This is a genomic window from Micromonospora vulcania (genome assembly GCF_042658605.1).
Classification (GTDB): Bacteria; Actinomycetota; Actinomycetes; order Mycobacteriales; family Micromonosporaceae; genus Micromonospora; species Micromonospora vulcania.
The window spans coordinates 343,284-359,800 of sequence record NZ_JBHSQS010000003.1 but is presented as its reverse complement, the minus strand read 5'-3'; the positions used below and the strand labels follow the sequence as shown (position 1 = coordinate 359,800).

Annotated in this window: 19 protein-coding genes; 6 read left to right on the top strand and 13 right to left on the bottom strand. The window is 72.0% G+C overall.

Annotated features, from left to right (window positions below):
• Positions 1 to 720: a hypothetical protein gene (locus ACFQGL_RS06440; RefSeq protein ID WP_377506818.1), complete on the bottom strand. Its 720-nt coding sequence runs from the start codon at positions 718 to 720 to the stop codon at positions 1 to 3.
• Complete coding sequence (locus ACFQGL_RS06435; RefSeq protein ID WP_377506815.1) at positions 713 to 1,168, bottom strand: RNA polymerase sigma factor; 456 nt, start codon at positions 1,166 to 1,168, stop codon at positions 713 to 715. Before ACFQGL_RS06435 ends, ACFQGL_RS06440 begins: the two co-directional genes overlap by 8 nt.
• A gap of 200 nt (positions 1,169 to 1,368) precedes the next feature.
• Here ACFQGL_RS06435 and ACFQGL_RS06430 point away from each other — a divergent pair, with 200 nt between their 5' ends.
• A complete protein-coding gene (locus tag ACFQGL_RS06430; RefSeq protein ID WP_377506812.1) occupies positions 1,369 to 2,622 on the top strand; it encodes a YncE family protein in 1,254 nt (417 codons plus the stop codon).
• Between the two features lie 75 nt (positions 2,623 to 2,697).
• Here the strand turns inward: ACFQGL_RS06430 and ACFQGL_RS06425 are convergent, their stop codons facing one another.
• The gene (locus ACFQGL_RS06425) at positions 2,698 to 4,227 is read right to left on the bottom strand and encodes an MFS transporter (protein ID WP_377506809.1); all 1,530 of its coding nucleotides are present in this window, start codon (positions 4,225 to 4,227) and stop codon (positions 2,698 to 2,700) included.
• Between the two features lie 189 nt (positions 4,228 to 4,416).
• On the opposite strand from ACFQGL_RS06425, the gene ACFQGL_RS06420 reads away from it, so the two are divergent.
• The 3 genes from ACFQGL_RS06420 (at position 4,417) to trxA (ending at position 5,877) form a co-directional block, all read left to right on the top strand.
• On the top strand, positions 4,417 to 5,058 hold the full coding sequence (locus ACFQGL_RS06420; RefSeq protein ID WP_377506806.1) for a TetR/AcrR family transcriptional regulator: 642 nt from the start codon (positions 4,417 to 4,419) through the stop codon (positions 5,056 to 5,058).
• A 109-nt stretch (positions 5,059 to 5,167) separates the two neighbouring features.
• Positions 5,168 to 5,560 carry a MerR family transcriptional regulator gene (locus ACFQGL_RS06415; protein WP_377506804.1) on the top strand — a complete coding sequence of 131 codons (393 nt, stop codon included), beginning with the start codon at positions 5,168 to 5,170 and terminating at the stop codon, positions 5,558 to 5,560.
• Complete coding sequence (gene trxA / locus ACFQGL_RS06410) at positions 5,530 to 5,877, top strand: thioredoxin (protein ID WP_377506801.1); 348 nt, start codon at positions 5,530 to 5,532, stop codon at positions 5,875 to 5,877. The genes ACFQGL_RS06415 and trxA overlap by 31 nt, the downstream gene beginning before the upstream one ends.
• Before the next feature lie 25 nt (positions 5,878 to 5,902).
• On the opposite strand, the gene ACFQGL_RS06405 is transcribed toward trxA, so the two are convergent.
• Positions 5,903 to 6,694 carry a SigB/SigF/SigG family RNA polymerase sigma factor gene (locus ACFQGL_RS06405; protein ID WP_377506798.1) on the bottom strand — a complete coding sequence of 264 codons (792 nt, stop codon included), beginning with the start codon at positions 6,692 to 6,694 and terminating at the stop codon, positions 5,903 to 5,905.
• Between ACFQGL_RS06405 and ACFQGL_RS06400 the strand changes: the two genes are divergently transcribed.
• On the top strand, positions 6,687 to 6,818 hold the full coding sequence (locus tag ACFQGL_RS06400; protein ID WP_377506795.1) for a hypothetical protein: 132 nt from the start codon (positions 6,687 to 6,689) through the stop codon (positions 6,816 to 6,818). The two genes, ACFQGL_RS06405 and ACFQGL_RS06400, sit on opposite strands and share 8 nt — an antisense overlap.
• 32 nt (positions 6,819 to 6,850) lie before the next feature.
• On the opposite strand, the gene ACFQGL_RS06395 is transcribed toward ACFQGL_RS06400, so the two are convergent.
• From ACFQGL_RS06395 to ACFQGL_RS06355, 9 genes are all read right to left on the bottom strand, one after another.
• Entirely contained in the window at positions 6,851 to 7,555 is a 705-nt protein-coding gene (locus ACFQGL_RS06395; protein ID WP_377506792.1) for a GAF and ANTAR domain-containing protein, read from the bottom strand.
• A 99-nt stretch (positions 7,556 to 7,654) separates the two neighbouring features.
• The gene (locus tag ACFQGL_RS06390; RefSeq protein WP_377506789.1) at positions 7,655 to 8,002 is read right to left on the bottom strand and encodes a sigma-70 family RNA polymerase sigma factor; all 348 of its coding nucleotides are present in this window, start codon (positions 8,000 to 8,002) and stop codon (positions 7,655 to 7,657) included.
• A 302-nt stretch (positions 8,003 to 8,304) separates the two neighbouring features.
• Positions 8,305 to 9,063, bottom strand: a complete 759-nt coding sequence (locus ACFQGL_RS06385) for a hypothetical protein (RefSeq protein WP_377506787.1) — start codon at positions 9,061 to 9,063, stop codon at positions 8,305 to 8,307.
• Positions 9,064 to 9,124: 61 nt separating this feature from the next.
• Entirely contained in the window at positions 9,125 to 10,261 is a 1,137-nt protein-coding gene (locus ACFQGL_RS06380; protein ID WP_377506784.1) for an alanine racemase, read from the bottom strand.
• Positions 10,258 to 11,844 (bottom strand): IucA/IucC family protein, encoded by a 1,587-nt coding sequence (locus ACFQGL_RS06375; RefSeq protein ID WP_377507193.1) that lies wholly within the window; start codon positions 11,842 to 11,844, stop codon positions 10,258 to 10,260. The genes ACFQGL_RS06380 and ACFQGL_RS06375 overlap by 4 nt, the downstream gene beginning before the upstream one ends.
• A gap of 38 nt (positions 11,845 to 11,882) precedes the next feature.
• On the bottom strand, positions 11,883 to 13,505 hold the full coding sequence (locus tag ACFQGL_RS06370; RefSeq protein WP_377506781.1) for an IucA/IucC family protein: 1,623 nt from the start codon (positions 13,503 to 13,505) through the stop codon (positions 11,883 to 11,885).
• The gene (locus tag ACFQGL_RS06365) at positions 13,502 to 14,680 is read right to left on the bottom strand and encodes an ATP-grasp domain-containing protein (protein ID WP_377506778.1); all 1,179 of its coding nucleotides are present in this window, start codon (positions 14,678 to 14,680) and stop codon (positions 13,502 to 13,504) included. Before ACFQGL_RS06365 ends, ACFQGL_RS06370 begins: the two co-directional genes overlap by 4 nt.
• A gap of 170 nt (positions 14,681 to 14,850) precedes the next feature.
• The gene (locus ACFQGL_RS06360; protein ID WP_377506775.1) at positions 14,851 to 15,216 is read right to left on the bottom strand and encodes a hypothetical protein; all 366 of its coding nucleotides are present in this window, start codon (positions 15,214 to 15,216) and stop codon (positions 14,851 to 14,853) included.
• 110 nt (positions 15,217 to 15,326) lie between these two features.
• Positions 15,327 to 15,704 carry a MerR family transcriptional regulator gene (locus tag ACFQGL_RS06355; protein ID WP_377506772.1) on the bottom strand — a complete coding sequence of 126 codons (378 nt, stop codon included), beginning with the start codon at positions 15,702 to 15,704 and terminating at the stop codon, positions 15,327 to 15,329.
• Between the two features lie 102 nt (positions 15,705 to 15,806).
• Between ACFQGL_RS06355 and ACFQGL_RS06350 the strand changes: the two genes are divergently transcribed.
• On the top strand, positions 15,807 to 16,517 hold the full coding sequence (locus ACFQGL_RS06350; protein WP_377506769.1) for an SDR family oxidoreductase: 711 nt from the start codon (positions 15,807 to 15,809) through the stop codon (positions 16,515 to 16,517).

Below are 16,517 nucleotides of genomic sequence, written 5' to 3'. Positions count from 1 at the left end.
CTACCTCAGCGATTCGGCGATCTCGACCGCCGTCTCCTTCGTGACGTCGCCTTCGAGCCGGTAGCACACGCCGGCCTCCTGCCAGATCAGAGTCGAGGCGGCGAGCCGCGCGGTCTCCACCCGCACCTCGCCCGCCCGGTCCACATAGGTCAACTGGTGCGGGCCGTCGATCCAGACCGCGAAGTCGCCGTGCACCTGGACCCACTGCACCCCCGGTCCGCTCGCCTGCTTCAGGAAGGCCGCGTCGAGAAGACCGTCGAAGGCGTCGACGCGCAGTGCTCCGCCTCGGTAGAGCAGCGTGGCCACCCGGTAGGCGCCGTTGTCGTCGGCGTCGGCGACCAGCACCTGCTCGGGCGGGCCCAGGCTCGCCGGTAGCCGGATCGGGAACCGCACCTGCCGCTGCGCCTCGTCGAGGGCGACCGTCCGTTGCGACGGCAACGGCGACGGAGTACCGGTGGGCAGCGTCGGCGCGGGCGACGTGCTGATGGTGACGCCGGCGAACCGCAGCAGCCCCGCCACGGCGTCGGCGATGGCGGCCCGGCCCGGTGGCAGCACGGCGACGAGCAGGGCGACGAGCGCCGCCGCGAGGTAGTAGCGCCAACGGCGGCGTGGTCGTACCGGCCCGGTGAGCTGAGCGCGTACGCGGGCGGTGACGTCGGGAGCGTCGGGTGTCTCCAACCAGGTGGACAGGTCGCGCAGCTCCCGCTCCAGGTCATCCACGAAGGGCCCCCTCGCGGTCGAGCAGGCCACGAAGTTTGGCCAGCGCCCGAGAGGTCCGTGACTTCACCGTTCCTCGGGGCCAGCCCAGCATCGTTCCGGTCTCGTCCTCGCTGAGATCGAGGAAGAATCGGCAGACGATCACCTCGCGGTCCTTGACCGGCAGCAGGCGCAGGGCCTCGACCAGCGTCGCGCGGCGTTCGGCGGCGAGGACCGCGCCGACCGCGGCGTCCTCGGCGACCTCCGACCGTGGGTCTGCCGCAACGGCCCGCAGGACGAGCCCGTCTCGCCGGTTGCGCGATCGGTACAGGTTGCGCGTCTCGTTCGCCACGATCGCGAGGAGCCACGAGCGGAAGGACGACTCTCCGCGGTAGCGGGCGAGACTGCGGTATCCCTTCACAAACGCCTCCTGCACGACATCGTCCGCATCCGAGCCCGCACCGAGCAGCACCGCCGTCCGGTACGCGGACGCGGTGTGCCGGGCCACCAGGAGGTCGTACGCCTCCAGGTCGCCGGTCTGAGCGCGGGTGACGAGCTCTCCGTCGTCCAGTGGAACCTCCTTGACTGTTCACACTCATGACACCGCCCGCGGCGCGTGGGTTCCATCCGCCAACCGTGGAACCCCGGCGGGTCTGGCGGTGTCAACCGCACATGATGGCCACCACATCGGTCTCCCGCCGCACCGTCCTGACCCTGCTCGCCGGTACCGGCGCCGCCGCGCTGGTCGGCTGTGACGGCGTCCGCAGGTCGCACTCCACTTCCGCCGGTACGGTCCCGGACGCGCTGCTCGTCGAGGTCGACCGTGGGCTCGGCGTCCTGTGGGGTGCGGAGCGGCAGACGGTTCCGAACTCCATCGCCACCGCCGACGGGCGGGCGATCTACGCGACCACGGCCGAGGGTGCCGACACCGCCCTTCGGCGGATCGACACCGGCACGGGTCGCGCCTCGAACCCGGTCAAGCTGCCCGGACGGTGGGTGCCGCAGGCGGTCTCGGCCAGCGGTACGACGGTGGCGCTCACCCCGATCGCGGAGAACGTCACCAGGGGACGCCCGGCCGGGCGGGACGTGACCCCGGTGCTGATCGCCGACGTCGATGGCGAGAAGCACCGGCTGGAGTTGCGGGGCAACTTCGTACCGGAGACGTTCACCGAGGATCTGGCCGGCCTGTTCGTCCTCGAGTGGCTGCCCGCGTCGGCGCCGGACCGCTACCGCGTCCGCGTCGTGGACCTGGCCACCAGGACGCCCGGCCCGCTCAACACCCGGGACAAGTCGCCGGTCCCGCCCGGCGCGGAGGAGGAGATGCGCGGCGACGGACGCCAGGCCCTGCTCGCCCCGGACCGCACCCTCTACACGCTCTACACCCACCAGCCGGACCACCAGCACACCCGCGACCTGGTCAGCGGGCGACCGGGCAACGTGCACGCGTTCGTGCACACGCTGAACCTGACGGCGCGCTGGGCCTACTGCATCGACCTGCCGCACCCGTTCGGGGAGGCCCCCGCCAGCGGGCACGCCATGGCCATGAGCCCGGGCGGTGATCGGATCTTCGTCGCCGACGTCAGCTCCGGCGCGGTCGCGGAGATCGTCACCGAGGACCTGACGGTCCGCCGGACGGCCGCCCTGCCCACCGGGGCCGGGGCCGGACACGCCGCCGCCGACCGCGACCGCCTCGTCATCGGCGCCGGCACGACGGTGCGTACCGTCGATCTCGTTCGTCTCGGCGTCTCCAGCGAGTGGTCGGTCCGCCAGCCGGTCACCGGCCTCGTGCTGACCCCCGACGGTCAGCGCCTCTACCTGGGCCAGACCGATGCCGTGAGCTGGCACGACCCGGCAAGCGGGGCTGAGCTCGGCCGTGCCGCCGTACCCGGTCTGGTCGGCCTGCGTGGCCTGGCCGGCCGCGCCTGACCTGCCGCTCGTACCCACACCTACAGGCCGTGGCCACCGGGTGGGTGGCCACGGCCTGCGTCGGGGTCGCGCCGGTCAGCGGGGCGAGCCGCCGTCCACGTGCTGTCGGTGCAGGTGCGGCAGGTGCAGCTCGACCGGCTCGGGCGGAAGGTCGTCGACACCCGCGGCGACGGCCTCCTCGTGCCGGCGACGCGCGGCGGGCAGAGCGAGCGCGGCGAACACGGCGAGGACGGCCACGCCCGCGCAGACCCAGAAGCCGGCGGTGAACGCCTCGTCGGTGGGCAGGCCCTGCGGCGTGCTGTGCGACGAGATGACGGCCGCGACGACCGCCGCGCCGATGCTGCTGCCGATGGTCCGCGCGATGGTGTTCACGCCGCTCGCCTCACCGGTCTGCGCGGCCGGCACGCTCTCGATGATGGCGTTGGACATCGCCGCGAAGGCCAGGCCGATGCCGGCGCCGGTGAGCACCCCGGAGAGCAGCACCTGCCAGGCGGCGCCGTGTGCGAGGGCGGGCAGCACGAACGCGACGACGACCGAGACCGCGCCGAGGAACATCGGCACCTTCGGGCCGAAGCGCCGGTCCAGCAGACCGGCCAGCGGGCCGAAGATCACCATCATCACGACGGTGGGCAGCAGGAACAGGCCCGCCTGGGACACCGACTTGCCGAACCCGTACCCGGTCGCCTGCGGGAGCTGGAGCAGGGTCGGGACGAGTACGAACGTCCCGAACATCGCGAAGCCGAGGATCAGGGCGACCAGGTCGGTGGCCCACACACCACGGATCCGCATCAGCCGCATGTCGATGAGCGGCTCACGTACCCGCAGCTCGACCAGGACGAACGCGACCAGCGCGACCACGCCGACCACGAACAGGCCGATCGTCTTCGTCTCGCCCCAGCCCCAGCCCTGCCCCTTGCTCACGGCCAGCAGCAGCGACACCAGCGCGATCGACAGGATCGTCGCACCGAGCATGTCGAGCCGTCCCGGCGTGCGTACCCGCGACTCCGGCATCCCGAAGATGGCCCCGAGCAGCGCGATGACGACGAGAACCAGCGGCAACCAGAAGAGCCAGTGCCACGACAGGTGCTCGACGATCGGGCCGGCGGCCACGATGCCGACACCGGCGCCGACGCCGAAGATCGCCGACAGCAGGCCGACGGTGACGCCGACCTTCTCGCGGGGCAGCTCGTCACGCACGATGCCGATCGACAGCGGCAGGATCGCTCCGGCCGCCCCCTGCAGCGCGCGGGCGACGATCAGCACCGCCAGGTTCGGAGCCAGGGCGGCCAGCAGCGTACCCACGGCGAGGGCGGCCAGGACGCCGATCAGGACGCGGCGCTTGCCGACCATATCACCGAGCCGGCCGAGGATGGGCGTGAGGACCGAGGCGGCCAGGAGGTACGCCGTGAGCACCCAGCTGATGTCGCCGGTCGAGACGGCCAGGTCCCCGGCGATGGTCGACAGCGCGGGCGCCACCAGCGACTGCAGCACCGCGAACGCCAGGCCGCCCAGCGACAGGTACACCACCAGGAGGGTGGTGTTGGCGCGCGGGCCCACGCCGACGGCGGAGTCGACGTTGGTCGGCTCCTCGATGGTTTGCGTCATGAGGTCCTCGGAGCTAGATGTAAACGCTTGCTGACTTAGCCCAGTATCCGCAGCCAGAGGGCGATGTCAACAGTCGTTTACGTCACGTCCACGGCCCCCCGACGGCTTGCGGACGACGTAAAGTCAACATATGTTTACATCGTGTGTCGAGGCGGTTACGCTGCCAGCCACCGCGAGAGAGGACGCGCCGTGACAGCAGACCCGCCCGGCCGCGCGACCGGGAAGACGGCCTCGACGGCCGACGAGCCGGCCCCCCGTCGGCGGCGCGACGCCACCGAGACCCGCCAGCTCCTGCTGGACGCGGCCCGTCATCGCTTCGCCAGCGACGGGTACGCGGCCACGACCGTGCGGGACATCGCCGACGACGCGGGCGTCAACGTCGCACTGATCAACCGGTACTTCGCGTCGAAGGAGGGTCTGTTCGAGGCCTGCCTGCTGGCCGCCGGCGACGAACTGCGCCGAACGACCGGCACGGTGCCGCTCGACCAGGTGCCCGAATCCATCGCCCGCCACATCGCCGGCCTCGGCAACGCCGGGTTCTCGGCCCAACTGACCCTGCTGCTGCGGTCCTCCGGCGACGCACGCGCCGACGAGATCCGGCTCGGCGTCCTGCACCACTCCAGTGAACAACTGGCGGCGGCCCGCGGGTGGCGGCCCGACCAGGCGGACAGCGAGTCGGTCCTGCTGCGCGCCCAGATGGTGCTGGCCGCCGGCATCGGCATCGCCGTGCTGCGCTCGTCGCTGCGCCTGCAACCGCTGGCCTCGGCCGCCGAGCAGGACCTGGTCGCACCGCTACGCGACCTGGTCGACGCACTGCTGCCTCCGCGCTGATCCCCCGGCGCACCGCGCTCCAGCCGGCTGTCACGTCACCGTGCGCGGGTTGCCTTGACGCCGACGACAACGTTTAGCGTGGTCGCGACGGGCGGACGGAGGAGGTCGGATGCTGATCGGTGAACTGGCTGAACGGGTCGGCACCAGCACCCGCACCCTGCGCTACTACGAGGCACAGGGGTTGGTGCGGGCACAACGGTCCGCCAACGGCTACCGGGTCTACGACGAGGCCGAGCTACGGGTCGTCCGGGAGATCCGGGCCCTGCTCGACGTCGGCTTCGCCCTCGACGACGTCCGCCCGTTCGTCGCCTGCCTCCGGGCCGGCAACACGTCCGGCGACGTCTGCCCGGACTCGGTCCTGGTGCTGCGACGCAAGCTCGCCGAGGTCGACGACTACCTCGACCGGCTCGGCGCGGTACGCCAGCAACTACACACCCAGCTCACCCACGCGATCGCGCACCGGGAGGAAACATGCCCCAGGAAACGGACATCGGCTCGCTAGTCACCGTCACCGACGAGACGTTCGCCGAGCTGGTGCTGGCCAGCGACCGTCCCGTGGTCGTCGACTTCTGGGCCGAGTGGTGCCCACCCTGCAAGATGATCGAGAAGAGCCTCGTCGAGTTGGCGCGGGAGTTCGGCGACCGGATGGTGGTCGCCAAGCTCAACTCGGATGAGAACCCGAGCGCCACCCGGAACTACCGCGTCATGTCCCTGCCGACGCTGCTGGTCTTCCGGCACGGCGAGCTCGTCGGCTCGACCGTCGGCTCCCGGCCGAAGACCTACCTGCGACAGATCCTGACCGCTCAGGCCCAGTTGTAGCGCGGGGCTGTGGTGACCCGACCGGTCAGTCGGTCATCCCGGCGCGGAGTCGGGCCAGGGACTTCTCCAGCAGCCGGGAGACGTGCATCTGCGACAACCCGACCTCGTCGGCGATCCGCTTCTGGGTCATGTCGCCGTAGAACCGCATGGTGAGGATTCGACGTTCGCGCCCGGGAAGCGCGGCGAGCAACGGACGGAGCGCCATCCGGTCGTCCACCTTGGCGAAGCCGGTGTCGACGGCCCCGATGAGCGAAAGGGTCTCCAGGTCGTCGGTGCCGAGTTTCGGTGCGTCGAGAGACACCAGGCGGTAGACCTGCGCCGCGGTGACGGCGGCCAGGATCTCGTCGACGCCCACCTCCAGGTGGTCCGCGAGTTCGGCGGCACTCGGGTGGTGACCCTGTCGGTGTGTCAACTCCCCCGTGGCGGCCCGCATCCTGCCGTTCAGCTCCTGCGCTCGGCGCGGCACCCGCATGGCCCAGGTCGTGTCGCGGAAGTGTCGACGTAGGGCTCCGAGAATCGTCGGGACCGCGAACCCGGAGAACGGCACCCCTCGGTCGGCGTCGAACCCGTCCACGGCCTTGACCAGGGCGAGGGCGGCGACCTGCGCGAGGTCCTCGTACGGCTCGCCGCGCCCGGCGTACCGGCCGGCGAGTCGGCGGGACAACGGCAGGTTGCCCTCGATGATCCGGGCGCGGAGCCGTACCCGGCCGGGATCGCCGAGGGTCAGCGCGGAGAGCCGGCGCAGCAGTTGTGCGTTGCTCTCCGGCTCGTTGGTCGGCAGCGGAGAACTGAGGACGGTCGAGCGGGGGATGAACATCGTTGAGCGCCCCTCACGGGCCGGTGGCGGCAGGCTGGCGGCCACCGGGGACCTGGGCGACAACCCCACCGTACGCGCCATTTCCGGCACCGGCACCGCGAGCGTTCGCGTCGGGACGAACTGAGTCGACAATCAGGATGATTGTCCGACTTCCGGCTACGGTGCGAGTTGTTCCGTACCGTCGACGATCGCCCGTGCCACATCGGACAGTCGTCGGTTGTGCCGGCGCGCGCCCTCGCGCAGCAGTACGAAGGCCTCACCCACGTCCACCTGGAGGCGTTCGGCGAGGACGCCCTTGGCCTGTTCGATCAGGACCCGGCTGTTCAGCGCGGTCTGCAGTTGCTCGGTGAGGATGTCGCCGCGCTCGATGGCGCGCTGCTGGAGCAGCCCGATGGTCGCCACGTCGGCCAGCGCCTGCCCCATCCGGAGCTTGTCCGCGTCGAGTGCCCCCGGTTGGACGTCGAAGAGGTTCAGCGCACCGATCACCTCGGTACGCAGACGCATGGGCAGGGCGTGCACCGCCGCGAACCCGACCTCGGCCGCGGCAGCCGTGAACCGGGGCCACCTGCCACCGATGGGCAGGTCGGCCACCGACACGGGCTGGCCGCTGTGGAAGCAGTCCAGACACGGCCCCTGGTCGGTCTGCAACTGGAACAGCTCCAGCAGTCGGGTGCGCTCCGAGGAGGCGGCCACCACCTGCAGAGCCCCCTTCTGATCGGTCAACAGCAGCCCGGCCGCCGAGACGCCCAGCAGTTGGACACAGCGCTCGGTCAGCACATGCAGGAAGTCGAGCACGTCGAGGTCGTCGACCAGGGTGTCGGCCAGCTCCACGAACACGTCGGACAATCGGATCTCGGCCATGTCACTCACAATCGTGGTGCGAATTGCGCCAATAGTGGACACTCTTCGTTCCGCGGGAACGGGAACTGTCCAAGATCTGGCGGTGGCACCCGCCGTCCGTCAGCGCGCTGCCACCGTACTCCTGGGGCCTTCACCCAGCCCGACGGCCAACTCACGGTCGGTGAGACCGTCGTAGCCGATCTCCAGGCGTGGCACTGGGCCGTTGATCTCACGGAGCCGGTCCGCCGACCGGCGGGCGGCGATCGCGGTCACCCAGGCGACGCCGTCGACGGTGCGGGAGTCCGGCAACGGCGCGAGCCGCCACACCTCGACGAAGACCGCTCGGGTCACCGCCACGGCGAGCGCCCGGCTGCCGAGGATCCCGCAGACCTGGGCGAAGACGACCGTGACGAGACGACGGTAGAAGCGGCCGAACGCGGCGTGGTCCCGGTCGGCGATGCGCCTCACCAGATCATCGATGGATTCCGGCCCCAGAGCGATGTGGACCATCGCGCTCACATTCCTTTGATGCTCAACGAGCGTGGTCGCGACCCGAACGGCCGCGGCTGGCCAGCGGGAGAGGCCGACGACGCGGGGCCACCGAGAATCGGTCGTCCGCCAGGATGACGGTACGACGACAGGATCGGGGCAGCTCGTGGGCGAATCGACGGCGGAGGGCGGTCAGCCACCGGGGGCCCGGGCGACACCCTCACCATACGCGCAGTACGGGCAAAAGCTCCCATCCAGATCGTCGCTGGCAGCCGCCGGAGCTAGCGCTGCCAGGCGTCGATGGTCCTCACCCCGTCACGTACGGCTCGATCCATGATCGCGGGATTGCCGCTGGCGCCCTCCCACCCCTGATCGTGAAACACGGTGACCACACTGTCGACACGGGCCACGACGATCTGGTTGGACCCGTCGCCGCCGGTGCGCTCGCCGTTCAGGTTCGTCTCGGCCCACGCTCGGGTCACCAACAACGCTTCGTCCCCGACGCCCGGCAGCGCTCGGCTCTCGACCGTGACTGGGTTCCCAGCCTGCTTGTAGGAGGGGCACGCCTGCACCGACGCACGCACTCGTCGCAGGTGGTCCGCGGCCCCGTCGCCATCGAAGGTGAAGATGGTCTGATGGATCAGGCCCTGCGGCACGTTGCTCTCCGGATCGTCGGGCTCCTTGTAGGTGAGGGTCATCGAGGCGCTCGCGGTGACCTGCCGTCCCCCGGTGCCGAACTCGTTGGCGCACAGCTTCGGTAGGGCGTCAGCGACCGGCGTCGTCCGTCGGGGGGACTTCTGCATCTCGGGCGGCAGTTCGACGAAGGCCGACGTCGGGATGGTCACCTGGGTGCTCGGGGTCGGAGATGGTTGGTCGGCCTGGCCCGATGGTGCGGATGCGGTGGCCGGTGGCGGGGTCGACGGATCCGAACCGGCCTGTTCCCCGCCATCGGTACAGCCGGAGGTGAACGCGAGCAATGGCAGGACCAGCACCAGCATCCTTCGTGCCCGGACGGTCGGTAGCGGTGTGTCGCGACTCATCAGGCCCTCCTCGTCTCCACCCGACCAGTGCCCCGGGACGAACCGACCGAAACGCCGCAGGTCAATGACGCGAGGCCCACGCCTCGGCCAGCTCGTGTGGATCGCCGGTCCGGAACTCCGGCGGGTCGTGCAGGAGGAAGTCGCGGTGGCTGATGTTCCAGGCGTACGCACCGGCCATGGCGAAGACCAGCACGTCGCCCACCCCTATCGGGCCGGCGTCGGCGGACCGGGAGAGCACGTCCTTCGGCGTGCAGAGCTGCCCCACCACGGTGAGCGGCCCACCGTCGGTGCGCGGGCCGCCGGCACCGGTACGCCGCTGCACGGTGAACGGTTGCGCGTGGCCCTTCGCCGCCGGGGTGCGCAGGTGATGGGTGCCGCCCGCCACCACCACGAACCACTCGCCGTACGAGCGCTTGACCTCGATCACCTCGGTCAGGTACGCGCCACAGTAGGCGGTCACCGCCCGGCCAGGCTCGATGCGCAGCCGCACCCCGGGATGCTCGGCGAGGACCCCGGCGAGGGCACGGCCGTACCCGGCCCAGTCGAACCGCGTCCCCGGGCGGGCGTAGTCCACCGCCATGCCGCCACCGACGTCGACCTCCTCGGCCCCGACCTCGCGGACCGCCCACTCGACCACCGTGGCGGCGACCGCGCCGGCCAGGGGTGCGTCCAACCCGCTGGCGAGGTGGGCGTGCACACCCCGGACGCGGATGCCGGTCGGCGGACGGCGGGCGCAGCACACCGCCTCGGCGGGTTCCATGCCGAACGGGCTCGGCCCGCCGCCCATCACCAGGCTCGCGCCCGGTGCGGCCACCGGCAGGTTGACCCGCAGCAGTACGTCCGCCGACCGGCCCGCCGAACGGGCGATCGCGGCGAGTCGGTCCAGCTCGGCCGGGGACTCGACGTGGATGCGGCGTACCCCGGCGGCGAGCGCGGCGGTGAGGTCCTCGTCGGTCTTGCCGGGGCCGGCGAACGCGGCCGGTGACCGACCGGGCAGCACCTCGGCGAGCCGACGGAGCTCGCCTCGGCTGGCGGCCTCGAAGCCGTCGACCACCGGTGCCAGGGTCTCGAGCACGCCCCGGTCCGGGTTGGCCTTGACCGCGTAGAGCAACTCGACCCGGTCCGGCAGCACCGACCGGATCGAGCGGGCATCCGACGCCAGCGCGGCCAGGTCGTGCACGTAGACCGGCCGCGTCATCGCGGGTCGCCGAACGGGTTCGGCACCGGTACGTACGGCGCGTGCCGGTCCGCGTCCCGGTGCCAGCGGACCAGCAGGTTCGCCTTGGCGACCAGTGGTGCCCCGGCGAGCATCGCCCGCAGTTCGGGTGGGTCGTCCAGGTCGGCGCAGACGGCCTCGACGACCTCGCGCAGCGTCCGCCACAGCTCGGGCTCGACGCGCGGCGACGCGTCGGCGAGCGCGCCGCTGATCCCCCCGAGGTGGTTGACGAACAGGCAGTAGGCGATGCGTCGTTGGGCGTCGAGCGGGCCGTAGCGGGCCTGCGGCGGCACCCCCTCCGGCCAGGCCGGCAGCCGCGCACTGTCGAGTTTGACGCCCTCCAGGTCACGCAGCAGCATCCCCACCGGCCGTCGTCGCCGGTCCAGCACCACGACGACGTTCTGCAGGTGCGCCTCGTGCACGACGCCGTGTACGAGCCAGCTCCGCAGCACCGCCGGCACCAGCAACTCGACGTAGGCCCGCCACCAGTCGACCGGGTCCACCACCCGCAGCGGCGCGGCGGCCAGCGCAGCCGCCAGCAGCGGGGTCTCCCCCGGGCGCAGGTGCGGTCGCAGCCCGGTCCGCAGGATCGTCCCGTACGCCTCGTCCGCGCCGGGCTCGTCCACGGTGCGGTACGCGGGCTCGGCCAGCAGCCCCACCCCGGCCGGCAGTGGCACCGTGGCGAGCAGGTGGGTCAGTGCCACCGCTCCGGTCAGCTCGTAGCGGGCGTTCTTGCGCAGGCAGTTGGTGATCCGTACGTGCAGGCTGGCCTTGACGAACAGGTCGGCGTCGGGGGCGTAGAGGGTACGGACGCTGGCGGTGGGCCGCACCGGCGCCCCGGCGGGCCCGAGGTCGCGCAGTCGACCGTCCACCGGCGGGACGAGGGACAACTGCCAGGGATGTACGGGCAGCACCCGGTGACCGGGCGGCGGTGTGGGCGGGTCGAGCGCCGCGACCAGGGCGTCGAAGGGCCCGGCGCCGGCCACCAGGTCGTCCGGCACCGCGAGCCAGTGCAGTCGGAACGCGGTCCGCAACTCCGGCGCGTACGCCCGCCAGCCCTCGCCGTCGCCGGTGCGCCACTTCGGGGCGGGATGGTGCGGGTGGCCGAGAACCAGCGACTGTTCGGAATCGACGTACGCGTCGACGGCCGGCTCCCCGGTCGGGGTCGGGTCCCGGTCCGGTCTGGTGCCCAGCAGCTCGGTCACCGTGTCACGGCTGGCCAGGACCTGCTCGACGAACTCGTCGTTGGGCGCGCCGGTGCGGGCGGTGAGTTCGTCGGCGAGCAGGGTGGCCAGGCCCGCCGCGTCGAGGTTCTCCCAGGTGCCGGTCCGCGCTGACGGGCCGGTGTGGGTCAGGCGCTGCACCGGGCCGGCGTACCGGTGGGCGCCGACCGGGGACACCCGGTCGACCGCGCAGCGCAGCAGCACGTCGAGGTGGCGCAACCGGACCCGGGCCGTCCCGCCCTCGATGGTCGCCTCGCCGTCCGGTGCCGCGACCTCGCGCAGGAGGCAGCCGAAGACGGCGTGTGCGGCGGCCAGGTCGGCGACCCGGTCGGCGGTCCCCACCGCGGTGCTGACCGGGCGGATGCCGCTGCGGGTACTCGTCACGTGGTCGTCCCCCGCAGGTAGTTCGGTCCGGTACGCCGGTAGTACTTGTTGATGTCCGCGCAGCCGAGGCGCTGCTTGGGCAGCAGGGTGCCGGCGGTGAGCATCGCCTTGACCGGCAGGTGACCGGCGGTCAGCACCCGCTCGGTGAAGGTCCGCGCCGCCGGCCCGGCGCCCCACCGGTCGCGGGCGGCGGCCAGTCGCGGCGCGAGCGCCTCGGCCGGCGAGGGTACGGCCACCCCGCGCGCGGCGAGGGCGAGCAGCGGCGCGGCCGCGGCCAGGTGCAGCGTGATGGTGACGAACACGTCGGCCAACTCCTGCGGACCATTCACCCACATCCGGGCGTCCCGCAGCGGGAGCCCCGCGTGGCGGTGGTCCAGGCGGGCGCCGTCGTTGTCCTTGTACAGCAACCGAAGCGTCCCGGCCGGGTCGATCAGCAGGTGGATGTTCTGCGGATGGGCCTCCAGCGCCACCCCGTGGCGCAGCCACAGACAGACGTGCCAGTCGATCAGCAGGTCCAGATAGGACTCCAGCAGTGCGCCGGGCGCACCGCCGCTGATCCGCTCGATGACGGTGCCGGCGACCGGGTCGGGCGCGGCGAGGGCGGCCACCGGCACCACCTGGACGCCGGCCAGGTCGGCCGGGAACCGGCGGAGCAGGAACGCGCGCAGCTCGTCGCCGTCGCAGTGCGCGTGGGTGTGCTCGTCGGCGTGCAGGACACGACCGGCGAAGACCGGTTCGGTGGCCGCGATCCGGTCCAGCAGACCAGCCACCGCGGCACCGTCGGCGAGGCTGTCCGGGTGCAGAGTCCGCCGGTTGCGGGCACCGAGGGTCGCGGTCGGCAGCGGTAGCTTCAGGTGGGTGGCCGGGTCGTCGTCGAGCGCCACCGTCCGCATCGAGAGGGTGGGACGGACCATGATCGTCGGCCCATCCACGACGGGAAGGTCATGACGGGCGGCGGTGAGCGGATGCACCGGGAGCAGCACCACCCCGGGCTGGTCCGCGACGGGCCACCAGGCCGGCAGTTCCCCGGTCAGTCGAACCGACGAGGCGGCGGCCGGGTGCCAGCGCAGCGGGAAGCTCGGGGCGTGCTCGGGCGCGTACCGGAGCAGGTCGTCGTCGGTCAGACCGTGCCGACACCGGTCGGTGGGATAGACGGGGTGACCGGCGTGCGCGGCGAGCACGTCGTCCAGCAGTGCGGCGGCCATGCCGGTGGGCTCGGCCGCACGACGGGCGGCCACCGTGGCGTACACCGAGGGACGGGCCTCGGCGGCCAGCCGACGCGCGCGCAGGTCGGCCCGGCACTCCGCCGTGAAGTCCCGCCAGCCGGCCTCGGCGTCGGCGTCGCCGTGCGGAACGAGCAACGCCAGCAGACCCTCCAGAGTGTTCACCCGGTACGGCGGGCCATTCGGGGGGTGTACGTGCAGCTCCGGTGCGGCGGTACGGATCGGATGCTGGAAGCCGTCCGGTCGGATCGGTACCCGGAGCGTCCCCGCGTCGTGCGGCACCTGCCACCAGCCCGGTCCGTCCGGGCGACCCAGGCTGGTCAGGCCGAGGTGGTCCTCGCGGAGCAGCGCGTCGAGCACCCGGCCGAACGCCTCAGCCGCGCTGTCGTCGCTCATCCGGCGATCTCCCAGCGCAAACCGGCGCGAAAGTCGGTGAGGGTACGCCGGACCGTGCCGTCGGCCGGGCCGATGGCGTGCAGGACGGCCAGGTAGTCGCGGTTGGTGCCGGTCACCTCGGCGGTGTGGCCGACCGTGCGCAGTGGCCGGCAGCCCAGCCGGACGCCGTCGACGTCCGCGTCGAGCTGGCCGGGGGCGGTCACCAGCCGGCCGGATCGGTCCGCGCAGACGTACTCGACCCGGGCGTGCCGCTCGACGGTGTTCGGGGTGGGCAGGTCGAACGCGGCCAGCGGCTCCCCCAGGTGCAGCCGGATGACGTACTCGAACAGCGGCACCCCGAGCAGTTCGGCGAGGATCAGGTCCATCCGGTCGCCGATCAGGCGGTAGTTCACCTCGATGAGGCGGACCCGGCCGTCCTGCACGACGTACTCGGTGTGGCAGGCGCCGAACCGGACGCCCAGGGCGTCCAACTGCTTACGGAGCTGGGCGGTCTCCGACACCGCCGGGGGTGCCCAGTCGAGACTCTCCTCGGTGAAGGTGGGTGGCGGACCCAGGCCGGTGCGCCAGCCCCCCAGGACGACCAGGTCGGCGTCGTCGCCGAGAGTCTCGTGGGTACGGACCTCGCCGGCCAGGTACTCCTCGACGAGCAGTGCGACCTCCGGCCGCCGGGTACGGATCTCGGCGACCCGCGCGGCAAGTTCCCGGTGGTCGGCCACCAGGTAGGCGTCCTCGCTGGCCACCCCTTCGCGCGGCTTGACCACCGCCGGGAAGATGTCGGCGGCCACCACCGGCACCGCGCCCGGTTCGACGACGACGATCCGGACCGGGTCGAGGCCCGCCTCGGCCACCGCCCGACGGGCGGCCGCCTTGTCCTTGCAGCGCCGGGCCACCTCGGGGTCCTTGCCGGGCAGGCCGAGCCGGCGGGCGGCGAGCGCCGTGGCCGCCTGCAGATGGTCGCTGTTGGACAGCAGCGCGGCTGGCGGCTCCCCGCCCGCCACGGCCGTCAGGACCGCGGCCGGCTCACGAACCACGCAACCCTGCACCGACACGTCGGACGGCCACCGCTCGGGCTGGTCGGTCAGCACGGTGACCGGCAGCGCGAGCGACGACGCCGCGGGCAGGAAGCCGTGCAGCACGGCGTCGGTCGGGTTGAGTGCGGTGAGGTACAGCCGCATCCGGCCCTCCGTCCAGTCTCCGTCGCCCCGCACCTCAGTGCCGGGCGGGGTTCCGGACCCACATCGTCGGGTGCACGCCTCCAGCAGCCCGCCGCAAGGCCAGCCTTACTTAGGCAAGGTTAGCCTAAGTGGACATGTCGGCGGTGGACGGCGCCGGCGTGTCCTGTCGGTCAACCCAACAGCTTGCCGTGCACGGTGACCCGGATGACCGCGGCAGCCAGGATCAGCACCAGCCCGCCGGCCCAGCCCGCCCCCAGCGCCCACGAGAACCTGCGCACGCCGAGCCCCATCGCGAAGAGCCACCCGCAGATCACCAGGAACGTCTGCGCGAACCCGAACATGAAGATGATCATCAGGAAGACCGCGAACCGCCCGCCGGCTTCCAGATCAACAGTGCCGGCATCCTGCCAGACGTAGGGGAAGTACGCCGCGCCGAGGGCGAACCCATGACCGACCAGCGCCAGAGTGAGGCCGAAGACGGTCCACCACCAATCGGGGTGAACCCGCGACTCCGAACCGGTCCGCACCTGCGACACGAGCCCTCCCCCGATCCCCCGCTGAAGCCGGCGGTCGTACGCCCGCTTCTGCTGGTCGCAAGGCTACCGGTGGGAGTCGGCGTGCGCCGCCCCGTGATCGTCAGCGGGCGCTACGACGACGGGGCGTCCAGCCGGGTGCAGCCGCTGGCCGGGCTCTCGCTGAAGGCGATGACGGCGTCGAGCCGGTCCCGGGCCTGCACGAGGTTGCTGATCTGGTGGTCGATCCGGTCGCGTTCGGTATGCAACATGGCGCGGGTCTGCGGGGTGTTGACCTTCGCGTCGACGCAGGGCAGGAGGTCGAGGATGGTCCGGCTGGACAGGCCGGCCGCGTAGAGCGTCTGGATCAGCTCGACCCGGTCGACCGCGCTGTCGGGGTAGTGCCGCTGGCCACCCCCGCTGCGTGGGGCGATCAGAAGGGTCTGCTCCTCGTAGTAGCGCAGGGCCCGTACCGAGACGCCGGTCTTCGCGGCGAGTTCCCCGATCCGCACGGTTCCGCCTCCTGCTCGATGACACGACTTGCACCTCACGCCGACGTGAGGTTTTAGCGTAGCCGCGTACCGATTCTTTCGCGCACCTGCCAGGAGGCAATCATGCGGATCTCCGGATCGATCGCGCTGGTCACCGGCGCCAACCGTGGCATCGGCCGACACTTCACCCGACAGCTCCTGGAGCGCGGCGCGGCCAAGGTATACGCCACGGCCCGCAACCCGGAACTGATCGACATTCCCGGTGTCGAACGGCTCCGGCTGGACATCACCGACCCGCGGTCGATCGAGGACGCGGTGCCGGCCGCGCCGGACGTCACCCTGCTGATCAACAACGCGGGGGTCGCCACCTGGACGAACCTGGTCACCGGCGATCTCGACAAGATCCGACTGGAGATGGACACCCACTTCTACGGCACGCTCGCCATGGTGCGCGCGTTCGCGCCGGTGCTCGGCGGCAACGGTGGCGGGGGCATCCTCAACGTCCTGTCCGCCATGTCGTGGTTCTCCTACGACGGGGCCAACGCGTACGGCGCGGCCAAGGCGGCCGCCTGGAGCCTGACCAACGGGATCCGGATCGAACTGGCCGGCCAGGGCACCCTCGTGACCGGCCTGCACCTGGGCAGCGCCGACACCGACATGATGGCCGGCTACCACGGCGACAAGGCCGACCCCGCCGACATCGTCCGCGCCGCTCTCGACGGCATCGAGGCCGACGCCCTGGAGGTCGTCGCCGACGAGTGGAGCGCCCAGGTCAAGGCGTCCCTCGCCGCGGACCCGAGCGCCTTCTACACCGCCAGCTCAACGCGACGGTGA

What these genes read in the sequence shown, in the direction of transcription:
- ACFQGL_RS06425 (WP_377506809.1), bottom strand. Translation starts at nt 4,227, where the DNA reads ATGACGCAAACCATCGAGGAGCCGACCAACGTCGACTCCGCCGTCGGC.
- ACFQGL_RS06405 (WP_377506798.1), bottom strand. Translation starts at nt 6,694, where the DNA reads ATGTTCATCCCCCGCTCGACCGTCCTCAGTTCTCCGCTGCCGACCAAC.
- ACFQGL_RS06380 (WP_377506784.1), bottom strand. Translation starts at nt 10,261, where the DNA reads ATGACGCGGCCGGTCTACGTGCACGACCTGGCCGCGCTGGCGTCGGAT.
- ACFQGL_RS06430 (WP_377506812.1), top strand. Translation starts at nt 1,369, where the DNA reads ATGATGGCCACCACATCGGTCTCCCGCCGCACCGTCCTGACCCTGCTC.
- ACFQGL_RS06415 (WP_377506804.1), top strand. Translation starts at nt 5,168, where the DNA reads ATGCTGATCGGTGAACTGGCTGAACGGGTCGGCACCAGCACCCGCACC.
- ACFQGL_RS06350 (WP_377506769.1), top strand. Translation starts at nt 15,807, where the DNA reads ATGCGGATCTCCGGATCGATCGCGCTGGTCACCGGCGCCAACCGTGGC.
- ACFQGL_RS06395 (WP_377506792.1), bottom strand. Translation starts at nt 7,555, where the DNA reads ATGGCCGAGATCCGATTGTCCGACGTGTTCGTGGAGCTGGCCGACACC.
- trxA (WP_377506801.1), top strand. Translation starts at nt 5,530, where the DNA reads ATGCCCCAGGAAACGGACATCGGCTCGCTAGTCACCGTCACCGACGAG.
- ACFQGL_RS06400 (WP_377506795.1), top strand. Translation starts at nt 6,687, where the DNA reads ATGAACATCGTTGAGCGCCCCTCACGGGCCGGTGGCGGCAGGCTGGCG.
- ACFQGL_RS06365 (WP_377506778.1), bottom strand. Translation starts at nt 14,680, where the DNA reads ATGCGGCTGTACCTCACCGCACTCAACCCGACCGACGCCGTGCTGCAC.
- ACFQGL_RS06370 (WP_377506781.1), bottom strand. Translation starts at nt 13,505, where the DNA reads ATGAGCGACGACAGCGCGGCTGAGGCGTTCGGCCGGGTGCTCGACGCG.
- ACFQGL_RS06385 (WP_377506787.1), bottom strand. Translation starts at nt 9,063, where the DNA reads ATGAGTCGCGACACACCGCTACCGACCGTCCGGGCACGAAGGATGCTG.